The sequence below is a fragment of the Pseudonocardia alaniniphila genome, assembly GCF_022524485.1.
In the GTDB taxonomy this organism is placed as follows: Bacteria; Actinomycetota; Actinomycetes; order Mycobacteriales; family Pseudonocardiaceae; genus Pseudonocardia; species Pseudonocardia alaniniphila.
Map to the genome: position 1 here is coordinate 77,138 of NZ_JAKXMK010000015.1, position 24,025 is coordinate 101,162.

A 24,025-nucleotide genomic window follows, 5' to 3' on the forward strand; every position below is an offset into this window, starting at 1 on the left:
CTCCCTGAAGAACCGTCGGGTGACGCATTCCGCAGCATCACTTCTCGTTGCTGTCGAGCCCGTCGGCAGGTGTGCCGGTTCCGTACTTCACCCGCCCGATCGGTTTCAGTCGAATGAGGACGGATCGGGGGTGAACCGCAGCCGCCGGCACACGATGTCGTGGGCCACATCGGTGAGCAGCCGCTGCTCGCTGAACGCATGGGCGCGCATTCTCGCGAGCGCCTCCGTGGCGCTGATCCCGAGCTGCGCCAGGACCATGCCGGTGGCCTGGTGGACCTCCGCGCGGTTCCCGATCCCGGCGTCGAGCCACGGGCTGTCACCGGGGTCGGTGCGGGATCCGAGCATCATCGACGTGGCGGCGCTCGCGGCGCGCAGCGCGTCCCCGCGCTGGTCGGGCGGCAGTGACCCCGGCGTCCGGCGGTACAGGTGGAGCACGCCGAGGTTGACCGGACCCCACTGGAGGGGCAGCGCGAAAAGGGCCCTTGCCGGGGTCCGCTCGACGACCGCGGCAGCGAAGACCGGCCAGCGGCATGCATCGGCGGTGTCGCAGACATCCGGGACGAGCACCGGACGACCGGACGCCGCGGCCTCCGTGCAGGCCCCTTCTCCGAGGCTGAACTCGAGCTCGTCGAGCAAGGTGGCGGTGCCGTCGCTGGCCCACAGCATCTCGCGCGCGACGCTCGCCGGCCGCAGCATGAGCGCCGCCCCGTCGACGTCCTGCCCGGTCAGGCATGCCCGGCAGACCCGCTCGGCGAGGTCACGGTCGTCGCGGACGGTTCCGGCGCCCGCCAGCACCGCCCGGGTCACCGGGCCGACCTGACCGTCGGCCGGGCCACTCATCCGCTGCACGAGACGCCACTCGATGGGCTTGCCACCGTGTTCCCTTTCGGACGGAGCTCGCTTGTGGACCAGCACGGTACGTCACTCGTCCCACGGACAGATGACCCGGGTGGACACGAACGCCACAAACGGGCTGGTCCAGGCAGCGGAGCGCAGCGGCGAGGCCACTGCGTAGCTCGATCTCGGAATCGATAGTATTTGGCTCGGATTCGGCGCCCGACCCGATCTCGGGTACCTTCCTCGATCCGTATACCAACGGACCTTGTAATGTTTTCGAAAGGTCTGGCGAGGAAGTAGTGTCAGCCGTTCTGACGATGATCCGGACATGCCGGACAGGGGTTGGTCCGAGAGCGTTCTTGGGCAAGGAGAAACGGGCGATGAGTGAAACGATCAGTGGCCGCGAGGGGCTCTTGAGCAAGGCCTTCGTCGGGCTCGCGGACGCCCTCATCGACGACTACGACATCGTCGATCTCCTGAACCAGTTGGTCGGCCACTGCGGCACGCTGTTCTCCGTCGACGCCGTGGGCATCCTCCTGGCCGACTCCCAGGGCTTCCTGCAGGTCGTGGCCTCGTCGGACGAGGACGTGAGCCAGATGGAGCTGTTGCAGCTCCAGGCCGACGACGGCCCTTGCGTCGAGTGCGTACGCACGTCGAGCCCGGTGGCCGTACCGGACCTCGCCGAGATGGACCACCGCTGGCCTGCGCTCACCGAGGCGATGCGGACGCGGCGGCTCTACAGATCGGTCCACGCGGTCCCGCTGCGGCTGCGTGGCACGGCGATCGGCGCGATGAACCTCTTCCGCTGGGAGCCCGCCGCGCTGCCCGACGACGACCTGGCGCTGGCCCAGGCGCTCGCCGACGTGGCCACGGTGGCGATCCTCCAGGAACGAGCGGTCCGGCGCGGGGAGGTGCTGATCGAGCAGCTCCAGACCGCCCTGAACAGCCGCGTGATCATTGAACAGGCCAAGGGCGTGCTCGCCCAGCACGGCGGGCTCACCATGAGCGCGGCCTTCGAGCGCCTGCGCAGCCACTCCCGCAACCGCAACCAGCGCATCAGCGAGGTCGCCCGGCGGATCGTCGAGGGCGACCTCGAGCTCAGCGCGCTCGACGCGCCCCGCACCGGGTAGCGCCCCTGCGGTCCGCACCAGGACCGCACGGGGGTACACCCCACCGGTATCCGGGGGCGCACCGGCTCATCATCCAGCCCGCGCCCGCGCAGGCTCGCCGCATGACCACCGACACGGCCCTGCCTGACGACACCGCGCTGCCCGACGGATCACTGCGGTCCGGGAGCGACTACGCGCAACTGTCGCGCCGGGTCGCCGCCGCCGGTCTGCTGGATCGCCGGCCCGGCTACTACGTCATCCGCTTCCTCCTCGTCGGCGCGCTGATCGCCGGGACGATCGCCGCGTTCGTCCTGCTCGGGAACTCGCCATGGCAGTTGCTCGTCGCCGCGGTCGCCGCCGTCGTGTACGGACAGGTCGCGCTGCTCGCCCACGACGTGGCGCACCGGCAGGTCTTCCGGACCAGGCGTCCCGCCGTGATCGCCGGCAGGCTGCTCGGCAACCTCGGCATCGGGATGTCCTACGGCTGGTGGATGGACAAGCACACACGCCACCACGCGAACCCCAACCACGAGGGACTTGACCCGGACGTGGAGGCGGGGGCGCTGGCCTGGACCGGCGAGCAGGCCTCGGCGGCCCGCGGCATCACCCGGTTCGTGAACCGCCACCAGGCGCTGCTGTTCTTCCCGCTGCTCACCCTGGCCGGTATCGATCTACGCAGGAGCAGCGTGCGGGGGCTGCTGGGTGAGCGCGGCGCGACGGTGCGCGGCCGCAGGCTGGAGCTCTGCCTGCTGGCCGCGCATGCCGTCGGGTATCTGACGGCCCTGTTCGTCGTGCTCCCCCCGGCTCTCGCGATCGGCTTCTTCGTGGTGCACCAGGCCCTGTTCGGCGTGTACCTCGGCTCGATCTTCGCGCCCAACCACAAGGGGATGGCGATGCCCGAGGAGCGTCTGGACTTCCTGCGCAAGCAGGTGATCACCTCGCGGAACGTGCGGGGCGGCTCCTTCACCGACGGCCTGCTGCACGTGGCGATGGGCGGGCTCAACCACCAGATCGAACACCACTTGTTCCCGAGCATGCCGACGCCGAACGTGCGCCGCGCGCGCCCGATCGTCCGGAGCTTCTGCTCCGAGATCGGGGTGCCCTACCACGAGACGAGCTTGGTGCGGTCCTGGGCGGAGGCGCTGGGACAGCTGCGCCGCGCCAGCGCGCCGTTGCGCGCAGAGCGCGGGTGACCGGAACGTTCACGACACGCGCCGCGCGGAACGCGAGGCTCGTCCCATGACTTCGCATCCGACGATCGACCTCACCGCTGCCCGCGACTTCATGGCGACCCACGCCCGCCCGCTCGACCGCCACAGGTTCCGGCTGATGCTCGGTGAGGGCGCGCCGCAGGCCGCCCTTGCCGCGCTGGAGGCCTACCGCAACGCCGACGGCGGGTACGGCTGGGGACTGGAACCGGACCTGCGGTCGGGAACCAGCCAGCCGGGGGCGGCACTGCACGCCTTCGAGGTGTTCGCGGAGATCGGGCCGGCAACCTCGCCCCGCGCCGCCGCGCTGTGCGACTGGCTGGAGTCGGTCTCGCTCGCCGACGGCGGCCTGCCCTTCGCGCTTCCGGTGAGCGATCCGGCGGGGACGGCGACGTGGTGGGCGCAGGCCGACCCGCGGACGTCGTCGCTGCAGATCACCGCGATCGTCGCCGCCGTCGCGCTGGAGGTGGCCCGGCACGATCCGGCCGTCGCCGCGCATCCGTGGCTCGCGGCGGCGACGCGGTACTGCCTCGATGCCATCCAGACGATGACCGATGTCCCGCACGCGCTCGTGCTCGCCTTCGCCTTGCGGTTCCTCGACGGCGTGCACGACACGGAGCCCGCTGCCGCCGCTCTCGTCGAGAAGCTCGGCGTCCATGTGCCGGCGAGCGGCGTCATCCCGGTCGAGGGTGGCACCGCGAACGAGGTGATCCGTCCGCTGGACATCGCTCCTGTGCCGGGACGCCTGGTGCGAGCCCTCTTCGCGTCCGAGGCCGTCGCCGCGGATCTGGATCGGCTCGCCGCCGCCCAGCAGGACGACGGCGGCTGGCGGGTGGACTACGCGCAGTTCTCGCCCGCCGGCGCTCTCGACTGGCGCGGTCACGCCACGGTCTCGGCGGTGACGGTGCTGCGGGCGAACGGGCCGGCCTGAGCCGCTCGGGGACGGGCCTGGTCAGGGGCAGAGCAGCAAGGCCGTGGGTAGCGCCACCAGCGCGGCCGCAACGAGCCGGACGAGCACCCGGACCGCGGGCGGCAGGGGCGGCGGCGGGGCCGTGATCCGGCCCAGCCGGTCGTTCAGCCCGTCGGTGAAGGAGCTCAGAGCGGCCGCCGGAGCGGCACCACCCATCGTCCGCAGCGCCCCCGTCAGCTCGTGCGGGGTGACCGAGCTTGCTGCCACGTCGTCGGCACGCATCTCGATCAGCGTGGCCACCGCCAGCTGCGCACAGACCATCCCGCGGATGAACGGCGCCGTGGCCCCCCACGCGACGAACGGGAGCACCACGAGATCGTGACGCTCCCGCAGGTGGGCCCGCTCGTGGGCGAGCACGGCCTGCACGGCGGGTGGGTCCAGGACGTCGAGGACCCCGGCGGAGAGCACGAGCCGCGACCGCAGGCCGGGCAGGCAGTACGCGACCGGAATCGGATGGTCGAGCACATGTGCACCGGGGACGGCGGGCCACGGCGTGCCCAGCAGGTCGAGCAGGTCACGGTGGCGGCGGCGGGCCCGCACGGTCCGCACGGCGACCGCCGCCAGCACCCATAGCAGCCGCAGCGCCAGCGCCAGCGCCGCCAGCAACGCGATGAAATGGACGAGCGTGAGCGCCCGGGGAACCTCGCCGACCGCCAGTGCGTCGAAGGCCCCGGACGCGGCGACCGGCAGCGTCGGCCCGAGCGGTGAGAGGCCGTACACCACGCCGGAGCCGAGCAACGCCAGCCCGCCGGCGAGCCCGACCGCCTGCCAGACGAGCAGGGCGCCGACGGGGTCGCGCGCAGGCCAGTGGGCGGCTGCGAGCGCTCTGCTGGCCGGCTCGGCGAGGAGCACGCCGAGCACGAGCAGACCGAGCGCGGTAAGCGTCATCGGTAGCAGATTGGTTCAGTCGAGCAGCTTGCGCAAAGCGGCACGCTCGTCCGCGGCGATCGTGCCGAGGAAGCGGGCCAGCGCAGCCCCCCGGTCCGGCGCCGCGTCCAGCGCGTCACGCATGAGCTCGGCCACGTGATCCTCACGGCTGGCCACCGACCGGTAGCGGTGAGCCCGGCCCTCCCGTTCCCGGGTGACGAGGCCTTTGCGCTCCAACCGCCCGAGCACCGTGAGCACCGTGGTGGTGGCCAGGTCGCGGCTGGCCAGAGCCTCCTGCACATCGCGCGCTGTGACAGGTCCGCTGGCCGACCACAGGGTCTCCATCACGGCCCGCTCCAGTTCCCCCAGTGTCGGCACTCATCCATTCTACTTCAGGTAGAAGGCTTCCGGGGACCTCCATCTGGGGATCTCCACAACGAGTCTTTACCCCCGGGCAACAGATGTCGACGACCATGCGACGGCCCGTGGCCGACCTCACTCGGCTCTCGAAGCCGAAGGCATAGTTGAGGTCATGGCTGAGGCAGGCGGCATCCGTATGGGCACGGCGCGGGGCCGATGGGTGCTTCTCACGACGGTGCTCGGATCGAGCCTCGCGATGATCGACAGCACCGTGGTGAACGTGGCGCTGGCACACATCGGCGCCGAGTTCGACGCCGGGTTCGTCGCCCTGCAGTGGACCGTCAACGCGTACACGCTCACCCTCGCCTCCCTGATCCTGCTCGGCGGGTCACTCGGTGACCACTTCGGCCGTCGCCGCATCTTCGTCATCGGCGTCGTGTGGTTCGCGGTGGCGTCGCTGCTGTGCGGTCTCTCCCCGAACGTCGAGACGCTCATCGTGGCGAGGGCGCTGCAGGGCATCGGCGGGGCGCTCCTCACGCCCGGAAGTCTGGCACTGATCTCGGCGTCGTTCCACGGACCGGACCGGGCCGCTGCTGTCGGCGCCTGGTCGGGCCTCAGCGGGATCGCAGGCGCCATCGGCCCCTTTCTCGGTGGCTGGCTCGTGGAGTGGGACTGGCGGGCGGTGTTCCTCATCAACCTCCCGCTGGCCGTGCTCGTCGTCGTGGTGGCGCTGCGGCACGTACCGGAGAGCCGGGATACCGAGTCCGTCCCCGGCCTGGACATCTCCGGCACGGCGCTCGCCGTGCTCGGCCTCGCCGGCCTGACCTACTCGCTCACCGGGCTCAGCGAACGCGGCGCGACGCCGGACCTGATCGTCGGACTGGCCGTCGGGATCCTGGCGCTGATCGCGTTCGTACTGGTGGAGCGGCGTTCGCACCACCCGCTGGTGCCACCCGAGCTGTTCCGCAACCAGACGTTCAGCGCCACCAACGCGGTGACGCTGCTGATCTACGCCGCCAACGGCGTGGTGTTCCTGCTGCTGGTGCTCCAACTGCAGACCGTCGCCGGCTTCAGCCCGCTCGCGGCGGGCACGTCCCTGCTGCCCGTCACGGTGATCATGCTGGCGTGCTCCGCACGCGCCGGAGCCCTCGCCGGACGGATCGGCCCCCGATTGCCGCTGACGATCGGTCCGCTGATCAGCGCGGCAGGCTTGCTGCTCATGCTGCGGATCGGTGCCGACGCGACATGGCTGACCGATGTCCTGCCCGCCGTGGTCGTCTTCGGCGCCGGCCTGGCGCTGACCGTCGCGCCGCTGACCGCCACCGTGCTCGACAGCGCCCCGGACCGCTACGCAGGATCGGCGTCGGGCGTGAACAACGCGGTCGCCAGGGCAGCGGGGTTGCTCGCAGTGGCCGTGATCCCCGGTGCCGCCGGCATCCGGGGTGACGACTACGCCGACCCCGCAGCCCTCGATGAGGGGTTCGGGACCTCGATGGTGATCGGGGCGGCCCTGCTCGCGGGGGCGTCGCTGCTGGCGTTCGCGGTGGTCCGCAGCCCGCTGCGGGCCACGGAAGCCGATCAGACCGATGACGGCGTCTCGCACCGGGTGCCGGTAGAGGACTATCCGCACTGTGGTGTCGTCGCCCCGCAGGTGTGCCCCCAGGCGGAGCAGGCGTGCGACTGAGCCGATCAGGGCCGATCAAGGCCGATCCGGCGCCGTCGGGAACCCGCTCGCGCGCAGCGCGGTCAGGGGGCCGGGGCCACGTGCGAGAACACGGAGGCCGCCGCGTGCCGGGCGCGGCGGGCGGCGGCCTCGTGAGATGTCAGTTCGTGCGGATCAACGGAGCTTCAGCGCATCCGCAAGCTCACGCAGGGCGGGGAGCGGGTCGTCGGCGTGGGGCAGCACCTGTGCGCACACGTGGTCGGCACCCGCGTCGAGGTGCTCGGTGAGCCGAGCGGCCACGGCGTCGGCGTCGCCGTGGGCGACGAGAGCGTCGATCAGCTGGTCGCTTCCGCCGTCGGCCACGTCCTCGTCGCTCCACCCCAGCCGCTTGAGGTTCGACACGTAGTTGCGCAGGCCGAGGTAGGGCTTCGCGACGACGGGACGCCCGATGGCGCGGGCGCGCTCCGGGTCGGTGTCGAGCACGACCTTGTGCTCGGGCGCGAGCAGCGTGCCCGCACCGAGGATCTTCCGCGCCTCACGGGTGTGCTCCGGCGTGGTCAGGTACGGGTGGGCACCTGCCGTCCGCTCGGCCGACAGGGCGAGCACCTTGGGCCCCAGCGCGGCGAGCGCGCGGCCCTCCACCGGCACCTTCGCGACGTCGAGGCGGTCGAGGTAGTCGACGATCGTGTCGTAGGGCTTCCGGTACTCCGTGGTCGCCTCGGGGTGTCCGATCCCCACCCCGAGCAGGAAGCGGCCGGGGTACGCCGCCTCGATCCGGTGGTAGGACGCCGCCACCTCCTCGGCGGGGGTCGTCCACATGTTGACGATGCCGGTGGCCACGGCGATGTGCTTCGTTGCGGCGAGCATCGACTCCGCGAGGGCGAGGTCCCCGGGAGGCGAGCCGCCGATCCAGATGGCGCCGTAACCCAGCGCTTCCACCTCCGACGCAAGATCAGGGCTGAGCCCGGTCGCGCCCCGCCAGATTCCGTACCGCCCGAGTTCTACCGTCATGTCCGCGCCAACCGCGCCGCGTCCCGGCGCATTCCGGGCACTGTCGGTGGCGGCGCATAGGGTCACGCCGTGAACCGAGAGCTGACCACTCGGGCCGCTCCGCTGCGGATGCGTCCGCGGGTGGTCGTGCCCGCCGACACGCGTCTTCCGCGTGACGCCCCGGCCGGTACCGAGGCGGTGATCGTCGGCGGCGGGGTGGCCGGAGTCACAGCCGCGGTCGTGCTCGCCGAACGCGGCGTGGCGGTCACGCTGCTGGAGGCCGCACCCACGCTCGGCGGTCGCCTCGGCGCGTGGCCCCACACCCTGCCCGACGGCACGGAGCAGGTGGTCGAGCACGGTTTCCACGCCTTCTTCCGCCACTACTACACGTGGCGCTCCGTGCTGCGCCGGATCGACCCGGAGCTGAGCTTCCTTCGTCCGGTCAGCGGCTATCCGGTGATCTCCCGGGAGTACCCGCCCGAGCAGCTCACGGGCCTGCCCGGGGCGCCCCCGCTCAACCTGCTCACGCTGTTCGCCCGCTCCCCCAGCCTGGGTCTGCGCGATCTCCTCGGCTCCCGGCAGGCGCTGGCGGCCGAGCTGCTCGCCTACGACCGCGAGCGCACCACAGCGCTGTTCGATGCCGTACCGGCAGCGGAGTTCCTGGCCGGTCTGCGGATGTCCGACCGCGCGCTGGCGATGCTCTTCGAGGCGTTCGCACGGTCGTTCTTCGCCGAGCCTGCGGCGCTGTCCTCGGCCGAGCTGATCGCGATGTTCCACTACTACTTCCTCGGCAACCCCGAGGGCATCACGTTCGACGCACCCGTCGCCGACCACCTCACCTGCATCTGGGAGCCCCTGCAGGCCCTGCTGGAGAAGCGCGGTGCGGAGGTCCGCACGTCCACCTCGGCGAGCGCGATCGTTCCGGCCGACGGCCATCGCTGGCGCGTCGAGCTCTCCAACGGTTCCACGCTCGACACCCGCCACCTGGTGCTGGCCGTGCACCCGGGTGCCCTACGGAGCCTCTTCGCGGCGTCACCGCGCGCCGCCGAGGCCGCGCCGCGCTTGGCGAGGAAGGCGGCCGCGCTCCCCCTGGCCCCGCCCTTCGCCGTCACCCGACTCTGGCTCGGCTCCGACGTCGCAGCCGAACGTCCCGTGTTCAACGCGGTCAGCCGGGAACCCACGCTCGACTCGGTCACCGTCTACTCCCGGCTGGAGCAGCCGTGCGCCGAGTGGGCGGCACGCACCGGCGGGGCGGTGCTGGAGCTGCACTCCTACGCCTGCTCCGCACCCGACGCCCACACCGCCACCGCTCGCATGCGCGCCGAGCTCGCCGCGCTGTGGCCGGAGACGCGCGACGCGCCTGTGGCGCATCTCCAGCAGCGGTACGAGGCCACGGCCCCCACTTTCCCGCCGGGCGGTGCCGGCGCCAGGCCCACGGTCAGCGGAGACGCCCGCGGGATCCGCGTGGCCGGCGACTTCGTCGACACGCCCTTCCTCACCGGCCTCATGGAGCGCGCATCGGCGTCGGGAGTGCTGGCGGCCAACGACGTGCTCGCCGAGGTCGACGCCGGTCCGGAGCAGATCCTGAGCGTGCCGCAGCGCGGGTTGCTCGCCGGGCTGCTACCTCGCCGCTCCGCCGCGTGGCGCGGATGAGGATCGCGCTCGACCCCGGGCCGCGCGACGGCCCGGCCCGGATCCAGCGGCTCGACCACGACGGCGCGCCGCTCGGATCCCCGGAGACGCTCGGGCCGCTGGCCCGCGTCGCCGACATGGAGCGTGACAACGCTCCGCGGTGGGTGGTGGCGCGAGCGCGCACCTATCGGCGGTTGCTCGCCGCCGGGGTACAGGTGGCACGCGCCCATGACGTCGAGCTGGTGGAAGGGCTTCTCGTGGGAGCGGCGGGCCGCTTCGGAGATCCGCACGGGCTCGCCGCGGCGCTCGCCCGGCTCGATGGGCGCCCGCCCGAGCCCGACCCGCCCGACGCGGACGACGGTCCGCCGGCCTTGTTCGAGACCACGGCGGCTACCGACGAGCTGGCCGGCCTGGTGGCCGTACACGCCGCGCAGCAGCAGGCCCTCGCCGCGGCCGCGCCGGGGATGCGGCTCTTGGCCGCAGCGGAGTCGGCCGGGATGCTCGTGGCCGAGGAGATGACCTGCCACGGGCTCCCGTGGCAGGCCGACGTGCACGACCGGCTGCTCACCGATCTGCTCGGCCCCCGCCCCGTTCTCGGTGGCCGGCCGCCGAAGGTGCAAGCGCTCGCCGACGAGGTGGTCGCCGCGTTCGGTGGCCGCGCACTCAACCCCGACTCGCCTGCCGAGGTGATGCGCGCGTTCGCCCGGGCCGGCTACGAACTGCAGACCACCCGGTCATGGGAGCTGCGGCAGATCGACCACCCGGCCGTGGAGCCTCTGCTCGCGTACAAGGAGCTCGCCAGGCTGCACTCCGCACACGGATGGTCGTGGCTGCGCAGCTGGGTCGCCGACGGCCGGTTCCGGCCCGAGTACGTGGTCGGCGGTGTCGTGTCCGGCCGCTGGGCCACCCGCGGTGGGGGTGCGCTGCAGATCCCGCGTGCCCTTCGCCCGGCCGTGCGCGCCGATCCGGGATGGCGCCTGGTCGCGGCCGACGCCGCCCAACTCGAGCCCCGCGTGCTGGCGGCACTGTCGGGCGACCATGCGCTCGCCCCCGGTGAGGACGACCTGTACTCCGCGCTTTCCGTCCGCGAGTTCGGCGGCGAACGCGCCACGGCCAAGCTCGCGCTGCTCTCGGCGATGTACGGACAGACCTCCGGCGGTGCCGGCACGTTGCTGGCCACTCTGCGCAAGCGGTTCCCGGCGGCGATGGCCTACGTCGAGGACGCCGCGAAAGCGGGCGAGGAGGGCAGGCTCGTGCGCTCGCACCTCGGGCGCACCTGCCCGCCGGCACGGCCGGGCCACGAGCAACCGGCCGCCGCACGGGCGCGTGGCCGGTTCACCCGCAACTTCGTCGTGCAGGCCACCGCGGCCGAGTGGGCGCTCGTGCTGCTGGCCGAGCTGCGGCTGTCACTCCGGGCGGCCGGCAGCCCGGCGCAGCTGGTGTTCTTCCAGCACGACGAGGTGCTGCTGCACGTGCCTGCCGAGGCGGCCGAGGAGACCGCGGCAGCCGTCCGCGCCGCAGCGAGGACGGCAGGCCGCCGGCTCTTCGGCGCGTCGCCGGTGCAGTTCCCGATGCACCCGCGGATCGTCGAGAGCTACGACGAGCGCTGACCAACGCCGCCGCGCCGGTGGCGGCCCCGCGCATCGAGAAAAGCTCAACCGAATGGTTGACGATTCTCCGTCCGGCTCTCTATATTCAACCGAGTGGTTGAACGACTCGATGAGGTCTTCCACGCCCTCGCCGACCCGACGCGCCGGGCGATGGTGCGACGGCTCGCGGAGCGCGAGCAGACGGTCACCGAGCTCGCCGCCCCCTATCCGATCTCTCTCGCGGCCGCGTCGAAGCACGTCAAGGTGCTGGAGCGGGCCGGGCTGGTGCGCCGCACCGTGCACGGCAGGCGGCACGTGTGCCGCCTGGATCCCGCGCCGCTCGCTGCGGCCACCCACCACCTGCGCTTCTACGAGCAGTTCTGGACGGGCCGCCTGGACGCCCTCGAAGCGTTCGTCACCACGCCAACGGAGGAAAGCCCATGACCCTCGTCCCGCACACGGTCTCCGTCTCCCGCACCATCGCGGCGAGCCCCGCCACGCTCTACTCCGCGTGGACCGAGCCTGACCAGATGCGCCGCTGGTACGCCACGGTCGTCGACGCCGACGTGCGGGTCGGCGGTCGCTACCGCATCGAACTGCACGAGGCGGACGGCAGCGTCAACGGTTTCGTCGGCGAGTACCTGACACTCGAGCCCCACTCCCGGATCGCCTTCACCTTCACCCATCACTCGCAGACGCCCGCGGACCAGATCAGCGACGAGACGGTGACCGTCACGTTCCGCGAGGTCGAACCGGGCCGTACCGAGGTCACGATCACCAACAGCTGGACCGGTCCCGAGTTCGAGCCCTCGTACTACGACACGCTCCGGGAGGGCTGGGAGGAGTGGATCAGCCGCCTGGAGAAGATCTTCTGAACCCCACCCCGGGCTGGGCCCGCAGCGCCCGCTCCAGCGCCGTGCGCAACCACGCGGTCAGCACCGGCTCGTCCTGCGGACCCCGTATCAGGGCAGTGAGCATCAGGCCGTCGAGCGTGGCTGCCAGCTCGTCGGCCGATCGGTCGGGGTCCGCCGCTCCGAGGGGTCGCACCAGGTCCGCGGCCAGGCGGCGGATCGTGTCGCCACCCCGCTGCAGCTCGGCGCGCAGGTGCTCGTCACGCACGGCCGCGAGGGTCAGCTCGTAGCGAGCCAGGGTGCGGTACCGCTCCCGCGTCACCATCGCGACGCAGACGGAGGCGAGCACCTCCGCAAGGCCCACGACGTCCGTAGCTCCGGACTGCACGAATGGGAGGTCGACGAGCATGTCGATCTCCAGCAGCCGCTCGACGCACCCGGCGACCAGGGCGGAGCGGCTGCGGAAGTAGTACGAGGTGCTTCCAGGCGGGATGCCGGCGGCGGCGTCGACCGCGCGATGGGTGAGGCCGCGCATGCCCTGCTCCGCCAGCACGTGCAGCGCGGCGTCGAGTATCTCCGTGCGTCGATCGCTCAATTCCTCTACCTCGCGTAGAACGTTATGCGGTACCGTCTCTACAAGCGTAGAGGGGGCTACGGATGCACATCGTTGTGGTCGGAGCAGGCCTGGGCGGGCTGGCGGCAGCACTCGCCGTCCACCGGGCGGGACACGAGGTCACCGTGCTCGAGCGAGCGCCCGAGCCCCGGGAGACCGGCGCCGGAATCGGCCTCCCGCCCAACGGGGTACTGGCGTTGGACGCGCTCGGGCTCGGGGAGCCCGTGCGGTCCCGTGCCGTACCGCTCGACGGTGGCGCTGCCCTGCGGGACCGGCACGGCCGCCCCCTGCTCACAACCGACCAGGTCGCCATGGCCGCGCACGTCGGCGCACCGTTCGTGGCCGTGCCCCGGCCGTGGTTGCACGGTCTACTGGCCGAGGCGCTCCCCGCCGGCACCATCCGCACCGGCTGCGCGGTCACCGCGGTGCGTGACGCGGGGGCGCACGTCGAGCTCGGTGGGGCGGCGGACCTGCGGGCCGACGCCGTCGTGGTCGCGGACGGCGCCGGCAGCAGGCTCCGGGGAACACTGTTTCCGGGTCATCCCGGCCTGGCCGGATCCGGTGAGAAGGCCGCGCGGGCCATCGCCGCCGTCACGCCGGCGAACGTGCCGATGGTGGCCGGCGAGCTGCTCGACCACCGCACCGGTGACCGGTTCGGCTGCCTTCCGATGGCCGACGGGGTCTACTGGTACTCGGCCTGGCTGGCGAGCGCCGAGGACGGAGCCGCGATCGCCACGGCGGACGAACGGCACCGTTGGCTGCGCAGCCGCCGAGCCGACTGGCACCCGAGCGTCGCCGCGCTCATCGACGCGACCCCGCCCGAGGGCGTGCACGTGGTCGAGACGTCCCAGCTGGCACGGCCGCTTCCGGTGTTCGCCATCGGGCGGGTGGCCCTGCTCGGCGACGCGGCCCACGCGATGACCCCCGACCTCGGGCAGGGCGCCTGCCAGGCGTTCGAGGACGCTGTGGCCCTCGGGAACGAGCTCGCCGACGCGGGCCCCGCGGACGTGCCCCGAGTCCTGCTCGCCTACTCCGCCCGCCGGCACCGTCGCACGGTCGACCTGCAGACAGCCGCCCGCCGGATGAACCGGGTGCTCCGGCTCACCGGCGCCCGCGCGCGCCTACGGGACACGGTGCTGCGGTCCGTCCCGCAGGCTCTCGCCACGCGGGCGCTGGCAGCGCAGTTCCGGTTCGACGCCGAGCCCGGATGACCCTCGTCCGAGGCAAGCGTCAGATGTCCACGACCGGCACGGAGCGCCCCGCCAGCGTCTCGATCACCGCGGTGGCCATCGCGGACATGCCCAGCGCGTTCGGGTGCACCGGCGCGGCGGGAGCCGTGGGGATCAGGCCCTCGATCCACTTGGTCCCCGGCAGCGTGCACATGTCGTGGCCGATGAAGGCCGTGTAGGTGTCGATGTACTCGACGCCCGCGTCCTCGGCTTCGTCGGCGAGCATCTCGTTGAGCCGCTTCTCGGTCTCGCGCAGGTAGGCCACGTCGCCCGGGCTGAACGGGACGGCCGGGAAGCAGCCCGGGCCGGAGTCGGGGAGGATCGCCGGGTAGCCGACGACGAGCACGCGGGCGTCGGGAGAGCGCTCCTCGATCTCGTGCAGGGCCGCGGCGATCTTCGGCGCCGTGGCGTCGATCCGCTCCGCGAGCTCGTCGTTGCCGTCCTTCGTGTAGAAGTCCCGGCACGCGGCTCCGGCGGGTGCCAGCGGGGAGCGCGTGGCGCATTCGCTGATGATCTCGCCGAAGCCGATGTCGTTGCCGCCGATCGTGAGCGTCACGAGTCCGGTGTCCTCCGACAGGGCGTCGAACTGCGGATCGTTCACCCCCGGCTTGACGGGCTGGGGAGCCGCGAGGTGCTCGGTGGTGGCCGCACTGCACGTCACGTCCCGGAAGTCGGGCAGGGCGAGGACGCTCGCGACGATCGCCGGGTAGTTCTCGGTGGAGCGCTGACACCCGGCGGGCTCCCCGGTCTGCACCGGAATCAACGGGCCTGCCGCGTAGGAGTCGCCGAGTGCGACGTAGCTGGGCGCCCCGTCACTCTCCGACGGGGCAGGCTGGGCATCCGCGACCGCAGGTGCAGCCGCGCCCGCCGTCATGACAGCAGCCAGAACCACGGGCAGGGCCCAACGGCGGGCGTGATGGCGCACGCTGCGCCAACGACGACGAGGCGATCACGTTACGGCGGATCACATCAACGGTCATCGCAGTCACTCGCTCAGGCGGGCCGCACGACGTTCTCGACATGTCCGTTCTCGATACCGTCATTCCGCCCGGATGCACCGGCGGCCCAGCGCTGGCAGGGTCGACACCGAGGTGAGAGCCGTGGAGCAGGAACAGCCGGGCGCCGGGCCGGTGCTGATCGTCGGCGCAGGCCCCACCGGACTCACCGCCGCCCTCCTGCTGGCCCGGCTCGGGGTTGCCTGCACCGTGCTGGAACGGCGGGCCGGGATCCACCCGCTGCCACGCGCCGTGCATCTCGACGACGAGGGGGCGCGGATCCTGCAGCGGGCCGGCATCGGCGACGCGTTCGCCGGGATCAGCATCCCTGCGGCGGGCCTGCGGCTGCTCGACGCCCGGCTGCAGCCCTTCGCGCAGTTCCGCCACGACCGGCCCGCCGGCGTGCACGGCCATCCTGAGTCCAACCTGTTCCATCAGCCGGATCTCGAGCGCCTGCTGCGTGAGGAGCTGGCCCGTCGGCCACTGGCCCAGCTGCGCGAGTACACCGAGGTCAAGGACGTGAGCCGGCCCGACGGGCGTCCCGAGGGCGTGCTCGTGCACCTCACCGACGCGCGCACCGGCGTACGCGAGCAGCTGCGCGCGGCGGCGGTGCTCGGGTGCGACGGCGCCGGCAGCACCGTCCGCGACGCCATCGGTGCCCGGCTTCGTGACCTGCGGTTCACCGAGCGGTGGTTCGTCCTCGACGCCCGCTCGGACCGGCCGCTCCCCACCTGGGGTGGGGTCGACCAGATCTGCGACCCGCGCCGCGCGGCCACGTTCCTCCCGCTGCCCGGCGACCGGTACCGGTGGGAGTTCCGGATGCGGCCCGGCGAGACCGCCGAAGACATGATGCGCCCGGAGCGGATCGCCACACTCACCAGACGATGGGGGACGCGGGTCGGCGACCTCGATGTACTGCGGGCCGGCGAGTACACGTTCCGTGCGCGGATCGCCGACCGGTGGCGGCGCGGGCGGGTGCTGCTGCTCGGTGACGCCGCCCATCTGACGCCCCCGTTTATCGGACAGGGCCTCGGGGCCGGGCTGCGCGATGCGCACAACCTCGCCTGGAAGCTCGCCGCCGTCTTGGAGGGCGGTGACGAGCACACGCTGCTCGACAGCTACCAGGCCGAGCGCGGGCCGCACGCCGAAGCGGTGATCCATGGAGCGGTCCTCGTCGGTCACGCCATGACCGGTGGCCAGGATCTCGCGGCCGCGCTGCGCCGCCCGGCGGCCGGCGTGCTCCTGCGGATTCCGGGCGTGCGGACGGCGGCGCAGCGCGGCATCGCGACGCGCTACGGCCCGGGGCCTCTCGTCGAGCGCCGCCGGCACCGCCGGGATCTGTCCGGGACCCCTTGCCCGCAGCCGACCGTCCGGGTGGACGGACGCCAGGCACGGCTCGACGAGGTCCTCGGCGACGGCTACGCACTCCTCGCCACCGGCTCGGCGCCGCGTTCGGTGCTGGTCAGGGCACGCCGGCTCGGTGCCCGGACGCTGCATCTCGGCCCCGGCCCGCACGTCGGCGACGTGACGATCGAGGAGGGCGAGGAGCTGCTCGCCTGGCTGGAGCACGGCCGGGCGTCAGCCGCTCTGCTGCGCCCCGACCGCATCGTGCTGGCAACAACCCCGCGCTGACCCTGCGAGCCGCCCGTTCCGGCCCCGAGACCGCACCCCGTGCTCAGCCTTGCCGCAGCAGCGCGACGTACAGCGTCAGGCCGGGCCCGAATGCCATGGCCACGACGGCTCGACCCGCTCGGGAGCGACCGGCGGCGCGCAGCGCGTCGAGCACGAGGAGAACGGTGGCCGACGAGCAGTTGCCACGTTCGGCGAGTACCGCCTTCGAGGCGTCCAACGCATCCGCGGGAAGGGCGAGCTGCTCGGCGACCGTGCTCAGGATCCGCGGCCCACCGGGGTGCACAGCCCACCCGTCGACGTCCGCCGTGGTCAGCCCGTGCCGCCCGAGCACCTCCGACACCATGGCGCGCACGTGCCGCGCGAGCACCCGGGGCACCTCGGGCGAGAGGCCCATGCGGAAGCCCAGGTCGGTGACCTCCCAGGTCATGTGGTCGGCGGTCGCCGCGTCGGTGAGTGCGGCGATCTCGAGGACTTCCAACCCGCGCCGTGCCCCCGGCGCGTCCGGCAGCACGACGATCGCGGCGGCGGCGTCGCCGAACAACGCGTGGGAGACGACCTGGCCGAGGTCGATGCGGCCGTGGTCGTCGGCGGGCGGCTGCACGTGCAGCGACGTGAGCTCCAGGCACAGCACGACAGCGGGCCGGTTGCGGGCGACGACGTAGTCGCGGGCCGCGCCGAGCGCCGGGATCGCCGCGTAGCAGCCCATGTGCCCGATGAACAGCCGCTGCACGTCGGGTGCCATCCCGAGGTCGGCGGCCACACGGATGTCCAGGCCGGGCGTGACGTATCCGGTGCACGAGGCCACCACGAACAGGCCCACCTCGTCAGGGGCGAGGCCGGCGTCGGCGAGCGCCGCGGCCACGGCCTCCTTGCCCAGCGGGAACGCCTCGCTGACGTATCGCCGCATTCGCTCGCCCGTCGACCAGCCCGAGACGTCCTCGTCCGCCGGGTTCACCGCGGCGTGCCGGTGCTGCACGCCGGCGCTGCGGAAGATTCGCTCCGCCATCCGGTCGCCCGCGAAGTGGCGCGCGAAGAACCCGTCCCACATCTCGATCTGGCGGAGGGCGCAGCCGGGCACGGCGGCGCCGAAGCCCGCGATGTACCCCGATCCGCTCACGGCGTCGACTCCCCGCCGGTCCGGGGCGTCAAGCCCGCCTCCCGACGGCCTGGAACAGCACGGCGGTGGTCGGCACCGTGACCATGGGCACCGTGTCGGCCCGCCCGGTGAGCCAGCGGGCGAGCCCCGACAGCGACGGACGGATGCCGCGCAGCTGCAACGTCACTCCGTGGCGTGCGCACTCCCGCACGAGGAGGCCGCGGTCGACGAACAGCGCTGGGTCGTGGATGCCGGGTGGCGCCGCGCCGGGTATGCGTTCGGCCAGCGTCACGGCGACGAAGCGGCTCAGCGCCGTGGCGGCGAGGGTGTCGATCACGAGCAGGCCGCCGGGACGCAGCAGCCGGCAGGCCTCGCGCACGGCGCCCGGCAGGTCGGGTACGTGCTCGAGGATCTCCCCCGCCGCGACGACGTCCGCGCAGCCGTCGGCCAGGGGCACGGCGGTGACGTCCCCGCGTACGACGGTGACCCCGTGCGCCGCGGCTTGGACCAGCGCGGACGCGCCGATGTCCACGCCGACATGCCGGTAGCCCGCGCCGGCGACGTGGGGGGCGAGCAGACCCGCCCCGCAGCCCAGATCGACCAGGACCGCGCCGGGTCGGGTCGCCGGTGGCACCAGCGCGCCGCGTGCGGCCACGAGCCAGTGGAGCATCGCGAAGGGGCCTCGCGGTTGCCACCAATGCTGCGCGAGATCGTCGTACTGCGCCGGATCGTTGCGCGCTAGCTCGCTGGTGCGGTGGTTCCGGAGCGCGGGCACGAGCATCAGGCTGCCAGACTGGGCCGCATGCGGCCTGTCGCCGCGACCACGGTCGCGCTGCTGCGCTCCTCGCACCCTGAGCCCACCGTTGCGGTCACCGTCATGGTCACGGCGCTCGCCGTCACCACGGGGCGCGACCTGCCCGGGGTGCTTCTGGTGGTCGCGGCGGTGCTCACCGGGCAGCTGTCGATCGGCTGGCTCAACGACCTGCTGGACGCCGAGCGTGACGTCGCCGTGGGGCGCCAGGACAAGCCGGTGGCCGCAGGCGCCGTCACGACACGGACCGTGGCGGTGGCCACGGTGCTCGCCGCGGTGGCCTGCGTGCCGCTCTCGCTCGCGTCCGGTATCGCCGCCGGGCTGGTGCACATCGTCGCCGTCGCGGCCGGGTGGGCCTATGACCTGGGGATGAAGTCCACCGCGCTCTCGGTACTGCCCTACCTGGTCTGTTTCGGGCTGCTACCGGTCTTCGTCGTGCTCGGGCTACCGGGCGCGCCGGTGCCGCCGTGGTGGCTCCCGGCGGCCGGCGCGCTGCTCGGCGCCGGTGCGCATTTCGCGAACGTGCTGCCCGACCTCGCCGACGACGCGGCCACCGGTGTCCGCGGCCTGCCCCACCGGATCGGGATGCTGGGCAGCCAGGTCGCCGCCGCAGTGCTGCTGTTCGCGGCCACGGTGCTGCTCGCGCTGAACGCGCCTCTGCCGGCCGTGTTCAGCTGGGGCGTCCCCGTGCTCGCCGTGGTGATCCTCACGGCCGGGTTCCGTGCCGGGCGCCGACCAGGCTCGCGCGCACCGTTTCGTGCGGTGCTCGTGGTGGCCGCCGTGGCGGTGGTGCTGCTGGTGGCGTCGGGCCCCGCCCTGCTCGCCCAGCCCGGGGTCGCTGCCGCCGTCAGCCGCGGCCCAGGGTGACGTACGCGGCAGCCACCCGGGCCAGGGCGGCCACCGGCGCCGTGCCGCGCCCGAGGCCGAGGTCCACGGCGGCGTCGAAAACGGACTGGTGGCGTTCTGCGGCGGTGACGGCCGCGTCGAGGAACCGGGCGTTCGACACCAGACGGGAGAGGAAGGCTCCGTGCTGGTGGTGCAGGGCGAAGGAGCGCGTCATGGCGCGCCGGTGGGCCGCGCCCGCGGCTGCTCCCAGGAGCGCGGCACGGCCGGCGAGGACCCCGGAGGCCACCGCGTCGAAGATCCCCTCACCCGTCAGCGGGTTGATCATCGCGGCGGCGTCACCGGCCAGCAGTACCCGGCCGTCGGGATGGTGGCGCGGCCCGGTGGAGAGCGGAAGGTGGTGCCCGCGCACGGTCTCCGGGGTGGGCTCGTGTCCGGGCAGCAGCGTGCGCATGGCATCGAGCAACTCCTGCCGGGACCCCGCTCCGCGGCGGTCGAACACCCCGTATCCCACGTTGGATCCGCCGCCGGGCAGCGGGAACGACCAGGCGTAGGCCGGGTAGCGGCCGCGGGCGAACTCGATCACCAGCGCGTCGGGTCGCAGCGTGGTCGGCGCGTAGCCGCGGATCGCGACCGCCGTTGCCGCTGACGGGGTCTCGGGCGCGCCCAGCAGGCGACGGACCGTCGAGTTCGCGCCGTCGGCACCGATCACGACCCGCGCCCGGATGCTTCCGTCGAGCACCACCTCGTCGGCGCGGACGTCGACGCGGCGCACCCGATGGCGGCGCAGCTCCGCGCCGCGCGCGACTGCGGCGGAGACCAGCTCCGCGTCGAACACCGCCCGCGGAATCACCCGGTTGGGACGCGCACAGATGCGCGAGACCAGGCGCCCGCCCGGGCTGCGCAGCTGGAGCCGGGGCACAGCGGGACCCAGACGGGCCAGGTTCGGCACACCGAGGGCCTGGAGCAGCTCGAGCACCTGGGCGGCTATGCCGTCGCCGCAGGTCTTGTCGCGCGGGAACGCCGCCGCGTCCAGGAGCAGAACACGCGCGTCGGGGCGCAGCTGCAGCACCCGTAACGCGCTTGCCGACCCTGCCGGTCCGGCGCCCACAACGGCGACGTCGTACGTCTCGTCCACCCTGAGGTTCTACCCGAGTGCGTCGAGACCCACCGTGGTCATGTACCCCGATACACACCCGAGTCGCCCGTTTCCCGTCAGCGAGGCGCCCGGGGGGCTGCGCTAGCGTCCGCGCCATGAAGCAGCAACGGCGCGCCCGCGCGATCGCGATGACGCCGGACGAGGTCGACGCGTTCCTCGCGGAGCAGCGCACCTGCCGGGTCGCCACCGTCGGCAGCACCGGCCCGCATGCCACCCCGCTGTGGTTCGTCTGGCAGGACGGGGCGCTGTGGCTGACCTCGCTGTCACGCAGCCAGCGCTGGACCGATCTGCAGAACGACCCGCGGATCGCGGTCGTCGTCGACGCCGGGGAGGACTACGGCGAGCTGCGCGGGGTGGAGCTGCGTGGGCGGGTGGAGGTGGTGGGCGAGGTGCCCCGCACCGGCGAGCCTGTGCCCGAGCTGGACGGGCCCGAGCAGGCCTTCGCCGACAAGTACAGCGGCGGCACCGTCGTCCGCGACGGGCGCCATGCCTGGCTGCGTCTGCTTCCCGAGAAGATCACCAGCTGGGACTTCCGCAAGATCGGCAGCTGAGGAATGATCATCGCCGGGGACGCCGGAGCACTCCCAGCACGAGCACGATCACCGCGGCGAGCGTGATCTGACCGCCGAGGACGATCCGGTTGACGTCGACGGCCGGGTGCCAGCTCACCTTCCCATCAGGGGTGACCGAGAAGGCACCCATCGGCCGCGCTATCGCCGCCGCCCCGGTGCTCGCCGCCCCCGGCCGCATCGCACCCACGCCACCGCCGGCCCGCACCCGCGCGACCGGTACCAGTGTGGTGCCCGACGCGCTCGTGACCGCTGGGCCGAACACCTGGTCGCGCCCCAGTCGATCGGCCACAGCGGCCACGACCTCCGACGACACGGACCGGGCGGGAACGTTCTGGGCGGGGCGAGCAGGAGTCGAGTCGGTCATGCCGCACAGCCTGCCGCCCGCCCCGGAACCGGGCTACGGCAGGATCGAGTCGACGTAGCCGCCGTCCACCCGCAGCGCCCCTCCGGTTGTCGCCGAGGCCAGGTCGGAGCTGAGGTAGGCCACCATGTTGGCGATCTCGGACGGCTCGATCAGCCGCTGCAGCAGCGACTGCGGCCGGTGCTCCCGCATGAACCGGCGCTGGAGCTCGTCCCATGGCAGGTCCTCGTCCACCATGCCCGCCACGAAGTCCTCGACACCGCCGGTGTGCGTGGGGCCGGCCAGCACGGAGTTGACGGTGACGCCGGTGCCGGCTGCGGCCTTCGCAAAGCCGCGCGACACAGCCAGCTGCGCCGTCTTCGTCACGCCGTAATGCACCATCTCCACGGGGGTCACCACCGAGGAGTCGCTGCTGATGGAGAGCACGCGGCCCCAGCCGCGCTTGATCATCCCGGGCAGGTAGGCGCGGGTCAGGCGCACCCCGGCCAGCACGTTCACCTCGAAGTAGCGCCGCCATTCGGCGTCGTCGATCTCCAGCACGGGCCGGGCCTCGAAGATCCCCAGGTTGTTCACCAGCACGTCCACCTGGGGCAGCTCCCCGATGAGCGTCCCGGCCCCGTCCTCGGACGCCACGTCCGCCGCGATGCCGAGCACGTCGGCGCCGGGCACAGCGGCACGCACGCGCTCGACGGCGTCCTTGACGCGTTCCTCGCCTCTCCCATTGACCACCACCCGCGCGCCCGCCTCGGCGAGCCGGATGACGATGGCGTGGCCGATCCCCTGGGTGGAGCCGGTGACCAGTGCCGTTCTCCCGTTGAGGTCGATGTTCATGCCTCGTGCAAGGTTCACGGCCGCGTTTCCCTTCCCACGCGCCGGGTCAGAACAGCTCGTAGGACGCCCTGGCGACGTTGAACCCGTGCCCGGTCCCGGGGTTCTCGCAGCGCATGCCGCTCTCCTTGCTCACACAGACCACGTCACCGAACCGGACGCCCTGCCCGTAGTCGAGGACGGAGAGGGAGGAGTCGGCCAGGGTGTCTCCGACGCAGGACAGCTGCCCCTTCCCCGACCCGGCGAGGATCGCGCCGGTGCCGTAGGACTGGGTGCAGTCGGCCGGCGGCGGTGGCACCTCCCACGTGCGCTGGACGACGTCGCACCGCACGTTTCCGGTGGACATGCGGCACGCGATGTTGCGGCTCGGGGTGACGAACTGCGCGGATCCCGTGCCGAAGCGGTGGTCCGTCTCGCCGTCGATCACCGTGACGTCCGGGTCCGTCGATCCCGCCGAGTCCGCCGAGGGGGCCGCCGATGCGGTACTGCCCGGGCCTTCGGCCGCCGGGGCCCCGGCGTCGCCACCGCCGACCGTGAACACCGCGGCCAGGGCGATGCCGGCTCCGGCCAGGGCTGCGACGACGACCGCGGCGATGATGCCCCACTGCCGCCGCGTCAAGCTGCCGAGACCGCGCGCCGGGCGCTCCGGCAGCAGGACGGGCGCTCCGACGAAGGTGGACGGCCCGGACCGATCGGGCGTGCGAGGAACGGGAATGGCGCCGAGGGGAACCGGTGACGGCGGAATGGGCGCCGTTCCAGCTCGTGCCGGGGCCGCTCCGCCGGGTGCCGGGGCCGGGCGCGCCGGGACCGGGACCGGCGGAGCCGGGACGGGCGACGGCGGTGCGGCAGGCGCCGGGACAGAGACCGCCGGAGGCGGCCCGGCCGGCGCCGGTGCGTGGGGAACGGGCACCCGAGCTGCCGTGACGCGCGGCGGCCCGGCCGGTGCCGCCACGGCGGCGGGCGCGGCGGCCGGTTCCGGCTGGTCCAGGAGCCGCAGCAGATCACGCAGGCGGGCGGCCGTCGGTCGCGCGGCGGGGTCCTTCGTGAGGCACGCCAGCACGGCATCGCGCAGGGGCCCGTCGATCGGCCCGAGATCGGGGGCGGTGTGCGAGACGCGGTGCATCACGCCGGGAACGGAGTCGGCGGCGAACGGGGAGCGACCCATGGCCGCGAAGCCGATCAGCGAGCCGAAGGAGAAGATGTCGGCGGCCGGTCCGACGTCCCGGTGCCCGGCGACCTGCTCCGGCGCCAGGAAGTCGGGGCCGGCGACCACATGGCCCGTCTGGGGCGCTCCCGCGGGGGGCTGGGCAGCCCGGGCGACACCGAAGTCCATCAGCCGCGGCCCGTCCTCGGCCAGCACCACGTTCGACGGCCTGAGGTCCCCGTGCGCGAGGCCCGCGCCGTGCAGGGCGACGAGCCCGTCGGCCATCCGGACGGCCAGCGCCACCGTGCCCTGGCGGCTCAGCGGACCGTTCGCCTCCACGTAGGCCTGCAGCGTCGGACCCTCGACGTAGGCGGTGGCAAGCCACGGTGGGTCGCCGTCAGGGCCGGCGTCCAGCACGGCGGCGGCGAACCACGGCGGCGCCGTGGCCGCGAGCTGCACCTCCCGCCGGAACCGCTCGCGGAACCCGGGCTGGGCCGCGAGCTGCGGATGCACCACTCTCAGTGCCGCGCGCCTGTCACCGTCGTCGACGCCGAGCAGGACGCGGCCCATCCCATCTGTCCCAAGTCGGCCCGTTACCCGGTAGCGACCCAGAACGCGGGGGTCGTCCGCTGCGATCTGTTCCATCGCCGGGGCACGCTACCGGGC

24 protein-coding genes are annotated in these 24,025 nt (G+C 73.1%); 12 read left to right on the forward strand and 12 right to left on the reverse strand.

Annotated elements, in window-relative coordinates; all coding sequences use genetic code 11:
- Positions 1-105: 105 nt before the first annotated feature.
- The gene (locus MMF94_RS18110; protein WP_241038055.1) at positions 106-840 is read right to left on the reverse strand and encodes a GAF and ANTAR domain-containing protein; all 735 of its coding nucleotides are present in this window, start codon (positions 838-840) and stop codon (positions 106-108) included.
- 377 nt (positions 841-1,217) lie between these two features.
- Here MMF94_RS18110 and MMF94_RS18115 point away from each other — a divergent pair, with 377 nt between their 5' ends.
- The 3 genes from MMF94_RS18115 to MMF94_RS18125 all read left to right on the forward strand — a co-directional run bounded on the left by MMF94_RS18115 (position 1,218) and on the right by MMF94_RS18125 (position 4,085).
- Complete coding sequence (locus MMF94_RS18115; protein ID WP_241038057.1) at positions 1,218-1,967, forward strand: GAF and ANTAR domain-containing protein; 750 nt, start codon at positions 1,218-1,220, stop codon at positions 1,965-1,967.
- Between the two features lie 101 nt (positions 1,968-2,068).
- Positions 2,069-3,139: a fatty acid desaturase family protein gene (locus tag MMF94_RS18120; RefSeq protein WP_241038058.1), complete on the forward strand. Its 1,071-nt coding sequence runs from the start codon at positions 2,069-2,071 to the stop codon at positions 3,137-3,139.
- Positions 3,140-3,185: 46 nt separating this feature from the next.
- Entirely contained in the window at positions 3,186-4,085 is a 900-nt protein-coding gene (locus MMF94_RS18125) for a prenyltransferase/squalene oxidase repeat-containing protein (RefSeq protein WP_241038060.1), read from the forward strand.
- Positions 4,086-4,106: 21 nt separating this feature from the next.
- On the opposite strand, the gene MMF94_RS18130 is transcribed toward MMF94_RS18125, so the two are convergent.
- Both MMF94_RS18130 and MMF94_RS18135 read right to left on the reverse strand, forming a co-directional pair.
- Positions 4,107-5,012 (reverse strand): M56 family metallopeptidase, encoded by a 906-nt coding sequence (locus MMF94_RS18130; protein WP_241038062.1) that lies wholly within the window; start codon positions 5,010-5,012, stop codon positions 4,107-4,109.
- 15 nt (positions 5,013-5,027) lie between these two features.
- Complete coding sequence (locus MMF94_RS18135) at positions 5,028-5,369, reverse strand: BlaI/MecI/CopY family transcriptional regulator (protein ID WP_241038064.1); 342 nt, start codon at positions 5,367-5,369, stop codon at positions 5,028-5,030.
- Between the two features lie 154 nt (positions 5,370-5,523).
- Here MMF94_RS18135 and MMF94_RS18140 point away from each other — a divergent pair, with 154 nt between their 5' ends.
- A complete protein-coding gene (locus MMF94_RS18140; protein WP_241038065.1) occupies positions 5,524-7,035 on the forward strand; it encodes an MFS transporter in 1,512 nt (503 codons plus the stop codon).
- A gap of 153 nt (positions 7,036-7,188) precedes the next feature.
- Here the strand turns inward: MMF94_RS18140 and MMF94_RS18145 are convergent, their stop codons facing one another.
- On the reverse strand, positions 7,189-8,025 hold the full coding sequence (locus MMF94_RS18145) for an LLM class F420-dependent oxidoreductase (protein ID WP_241038068.1): 837 nt from the start codon (positions 8,023-8,025) through the stop codon (positions 7,189-7,191).
- A 69-nt stretch (positions 8,026-8,094) separates the two neighbouring features.
- On the opposite strand from MMF94_RS18145, the gene MMF94_RS18150 reads away from it, so the two are divergent.
- The 4 genes from MMF94_RS18150 (at position 8,095) to MMF94_RS18165 (ending at position 12,100) form a co-directional block, all read left to right on the forward strand.
- On the forward strand, positions 8,095-9,657 hold the full coding sequence (locus MMF94_RS18150) for an FAD-dependent oxidoreductase (protein WP_277398757.1): 1,563 nt from the start codon (positions 8,095-8,097) through the stop codon (positions 9,655-9,657).
- A complete protein-coding gene (locus MMF94_RS18155) occupies positions 9,654-11,246 on the forward strand; it encodes a bifunctional 3'-5' exonuclease/DNA polymerase (protein ID WP_241038070.1) in 1,593 nt (530 codons plus the stop codon). The genes MMF94_RS18150 and MMF94_RS18155 overlap by 4 nt, the downstream gene beginning before the upstream one ends.
- A gap of 93 nt (positions 11,247-11,339) precedes the next feature.
- Positions 11,340-11,669 (forward strand): ArsR/SmtB family transcription factor, encoded by a 330-nt coding sequence (locus MMF94_RS18160; protein ID WP_241038072.1) that lies wholly within the window; start codon positions 11,340-11,342, stop codon positions 11,667-11,669.
- The gene (locus MMF94_RS18165) at positions 11,666-12,100 is read left to right on the forward strand and encodes an SRPBCC family protein (protein ID WP_241038074.1); all 435 of its coding nucleotides are present in this window, start codon (positions 11,666-11,668) and stop codon (positions 12,098-12,100) included. The genes MMF94_RS18160 and MMF94_RS18165 overlap by 4 nt, the downstream gene beginning before the upstream one ends.
- Here MMF94_RS18165 and MMF94_RS18170 read toward each other — a convergent pair.
- Positions 12,075-12,671 carry a TetR/AcrR family transcriptional regulator gene (locus tag MMF94_RS18170; RefSeq protein ID WP_241038076.1) on the reverse strand — a complete coding sequence of 199 codons (597 nt, stop codon included), beginning with the start codon at positions 12,669-12,671 and terminating at the stop codon, positions 12,075-12,077. The two genes, MMF94_RS18165 and MMF94_RS18170, sit on opposite strands and share 26 nt — an antisense overlap.
- Positions 12,672-12,733: 62 nt before the next feature.
- On the opposite strand from MMF94_RS18170, the gene MMF94_RS18175 reads away from it, so the two are divergent.
- Complete coding sequence (locus MMF94_RS18175; RefSeq protein WP_241038078.1) at positions 12,734-13,900, forward strand: FAD-dependent oxidoreductase; 1,167 nt, start codon at positions 12,734-12,736, stop codon at positions 13,898-13,900.
- Positions 13,901-13,919: 19 nt separating this feature from the next.
- Here the strand turns inward: MMF94_RS18175 and MMF94_RS18180 are convergent, their stop codons facing one another.
- Complete coding sequence (locus MMF94_RS18180; protein WP_241038080.1) at positions 13,920-14,792, reverse strand: SGNH/GDSL hydrolase family protein; 873 nt, start codon at positions 14,790-14,792, stop codon at positions 13,920-13,922.
- A gap of 226 nt (positions 14,793-15,018) precedes the next feature.
- Here MMF94_RS18180 and MMF94_RS18185 point away from each other — a divergent pair, with 226 nt between their 5' ends.
- A complete protein-coding gene (locus tag MMF94_RS18185; protein WP_241038082.1) occupies positions 15,019-16,545 on the forward strand; it encodes a bifunctional 3-(3-hydroxy-phenyl)propionate/3-hydroxycinnamic acid hydroxylase in 1,527 nt (508 codons plus the stop codon).
- 43 nt (positions 16,546-16,588) lie between these two features.
- Here MMF94_RS18185 and MMF94_RS18190 read toward each other — a convergent pair whose 3' ends face one another.
- A complete protein-coding gene (locus tag MMF94_RS18190) occupies positions 16,589-17,662 on the reverse strand; it encodes a type III polyketide synthase (RefSeq protein WP_241038084.1) in 1,074 nt (357 codons plus the stop codon).
- Positions 17,663-17,690: 28 nt separating this feature from the next.
- Positions 17,691-18,422: a methyltransferase domain-containing protein gene (locus MMF94_RS18195; protein ID WP_241038086.1), complete on the reverse strand. Its 732-nt coding sequence runs from the start codon at positions 18,420-18,422 to the stop codon at positions 17,691-17,693.
- 21 nt (positions 18,423-18,443) lie between these two features.
- Here MMF94_RS18195 and MMF94_RS18200 point away from each other — a divergent pair, with 21 nt between their 5' ends.
- Positions 18,444-19,319 (forward strand): UbiA family prenyltransferase, encoded by an 876-nt coding sequence (locus tag MMF94_RS18200; protein WP_241038087.1) that lies wholly within the window; start codon positions 18,444-18,446, stop codon positions 19,317-19,319.
- Here the strand turns inward: MMF94_RS18200 and MMF94_RS18205 are convergent.
- Complete coding sequence (locus tag MMF94_RS18205) at positions 19,300-20,433, reverse strand: geranylgeranyl reductase family protein (RefSeq protein ID WP_241038088.1); 1,134 nt, start codon at positions 20,431-20,433, stop codon at positions 19,300-19,302. The two genes, MMF94_RS18200 and MMF94_RS18205, sit on opposite strands and share 20 nt — an antisense overlap.
- Positions 20,434-20,549: 116 nt before the next feature.
- Here MMF94_RS18205 and MMF94_RS18210 point away from each other — a divergent pair, with 116 nt between their 5' ends.
- Positions 20,550-21,005, forward strand: a complete 456-nt coding sequence (locus MMF94_RS18210) for a pyridoxamine 5'-phosphate oxidase family protein (RefSeq protein WP_241038089.1) — start codon at positions 20,550-20,552, stop codon at positions 21,003-21,005.
- 7 nt (positions 21,006-21,012) lie between these two features.
- Here the strand turns inward: MMF94_RS18210 and MMF94_RS18215 are convergent, their stop codons facing one another.
- The 3 genes from MMF94_RS18215 to MMF94_RS18225 are packed head-to-tail and all read right to left on the reverse strand — an operon-like array spanning position 21,013 to position 24,004.
- Complete coding sequence (locus MMF94_RS18215) at positions 21,013-21,390, reverse strand: hypothetical protein (RefSeq protein WP_241038090.1); 378 nt, start codon at positions 21,388-21,390, stop codon at positions 21,013-21,015.
- 33 nt (positions 21,391-21,423) lie between these two features.
- On the reverse strand, positions 21,424-22,218 hold the full coding sequence (locus MMF94_RS18220; RefSeq protein ID WP_241038278.1) for an SDR family NAD(P)-dependent oxidoreductase: 795 nt from the start codon (positions 22,216-22,218) through the stop codon (positions 21,424-21,426).
- Between the two features lie 46 nt (positions 22,219-22,264).
- Entirely contained in the window at positions 22,265-24,004 is a 1,740-nt protein-coding gene (locus MMF94_RS18225; protein ID WP_277398758.1) for a serine/threonine-protein kinase, read from the reverse strand.
- Positions 24,005-24,025 lie beyond the last annotated feature (21 nt).

Coding starts and splice junctions, on each gene's coding strand:
- MMF94_RS18210 (WP_241038089.1), top strand. CDS start 20,550: ATGAAGCAGCAACGGCGCGCCCGCGCGATCGCGATGACGCCGGACGAG.
- MMF94_RS18225 (WP_277398758.1), bottom strand. CDS start 24,004: ATGGAACAGATCGCAGCGGACGACCCCCGCGTTCTGGGTCGCTACCGG.
- MMF94_RS18220 (WP_241038278.1), bottom strand. CDS start 22,218: ATGAACATCGACCTCAACGGGAGAACGGCACTGGTCACCGGCTCCACC.
- MMF94_RS18180 (WP_241038080.1), bottom strand. CDS start 14,792: ATGACGGCGGGCGCGGCTGCACCTGCGGTCGCGGATGCCCAGCCTGCC.
- MMF94_RS18165 (WP_241038074.1), top strand. CDS start 11,666: ATGACCCTCGTCCCGCACACGGTCTCCGTCTCCCGCACCATCGCGGCG.
- MMF94_RS18140 (WP_241038065.1), top strand. CDS start 5,524: ATGGCTGAGGCAGGCGGCATCCGTATGGGCACGGCGCGGGGCCGATGG.
- MMF94_RS18125 (WP_241038060.1), top strand. CDS start 3,186: ATGACTTCGCATCCGACGATCGACCTCACCGCTGCCCGCGACTTCATG.
- MMF94_RS18120 (WP_241038058.1), top strand. CDS start 2,069: ATGACCACCGACACGGCCCTGCCTGACGACACCGCGCTGCCCGACGGA.
- MMF94_RS18200 (WP_241038087.1), top strand. CDS start 18,444: ATGCGGCCTGTCGCCGCGACCACGGTCGCGCTGCTGCGCTCCTCGCAC.
- MMF94_RS18110 (WP_241038055.1), bottom strand. CDS start 840: ATGAGTGGCCCGGCCGACGGTCAGGTCGGCCCGGTGACCCGGGCGGTG.
- MMF94_RS18215 (WP_241038090.1), bottom strand. CDS start 21,390: ATGACCGACTCGACTCCTGCTCGCCCCGCCCAGAACGTTCCCGCCCGG.
- MMF94_RS18145 (WP_241038068.1), bottom strand. CDS start 8,025: ATGACGGTAGAACTCGGGCGGTACGGAATCTGGCGGGGCGCGACCGGG.
- MMF94_RS18130 (WP_241038062.1), bottom strand. CDS start 5,012: ATGACGCTTACCGCGCTCGGTCTGCTCGTGCTCGGCGTGCTCCTCGCC.
- MMF94_RS18175 (WP_241038078.1), top strand. CDS start 12,734: ATGCACATCGTTGTGGTCGGAGCAGGCCTGGGCGGGCTGGCGGCAGCA.
- MMF94_RS18195 (WP_241038086.1), bottom strand. CDS start 18,422: ATGCTCGTGCCCGCGCTCCGGAACCACCGCACCAGCGAGCTAGCGCGC.
- MMF94_RS18115 (WP_241038057.1), top strand. CDS start 1,218: ATGAGTGAAACGATCAGTGGCCGCGAGGGGCTCTTGAGCAAGGCCTTC.
- MMF94_RS18155 (WP_241038070.1), top strand. CDS start 9,654: ATGAGGATCGCGCTCGACCCCGGGCCGCGCGACGGCCCGGCCCGGATC.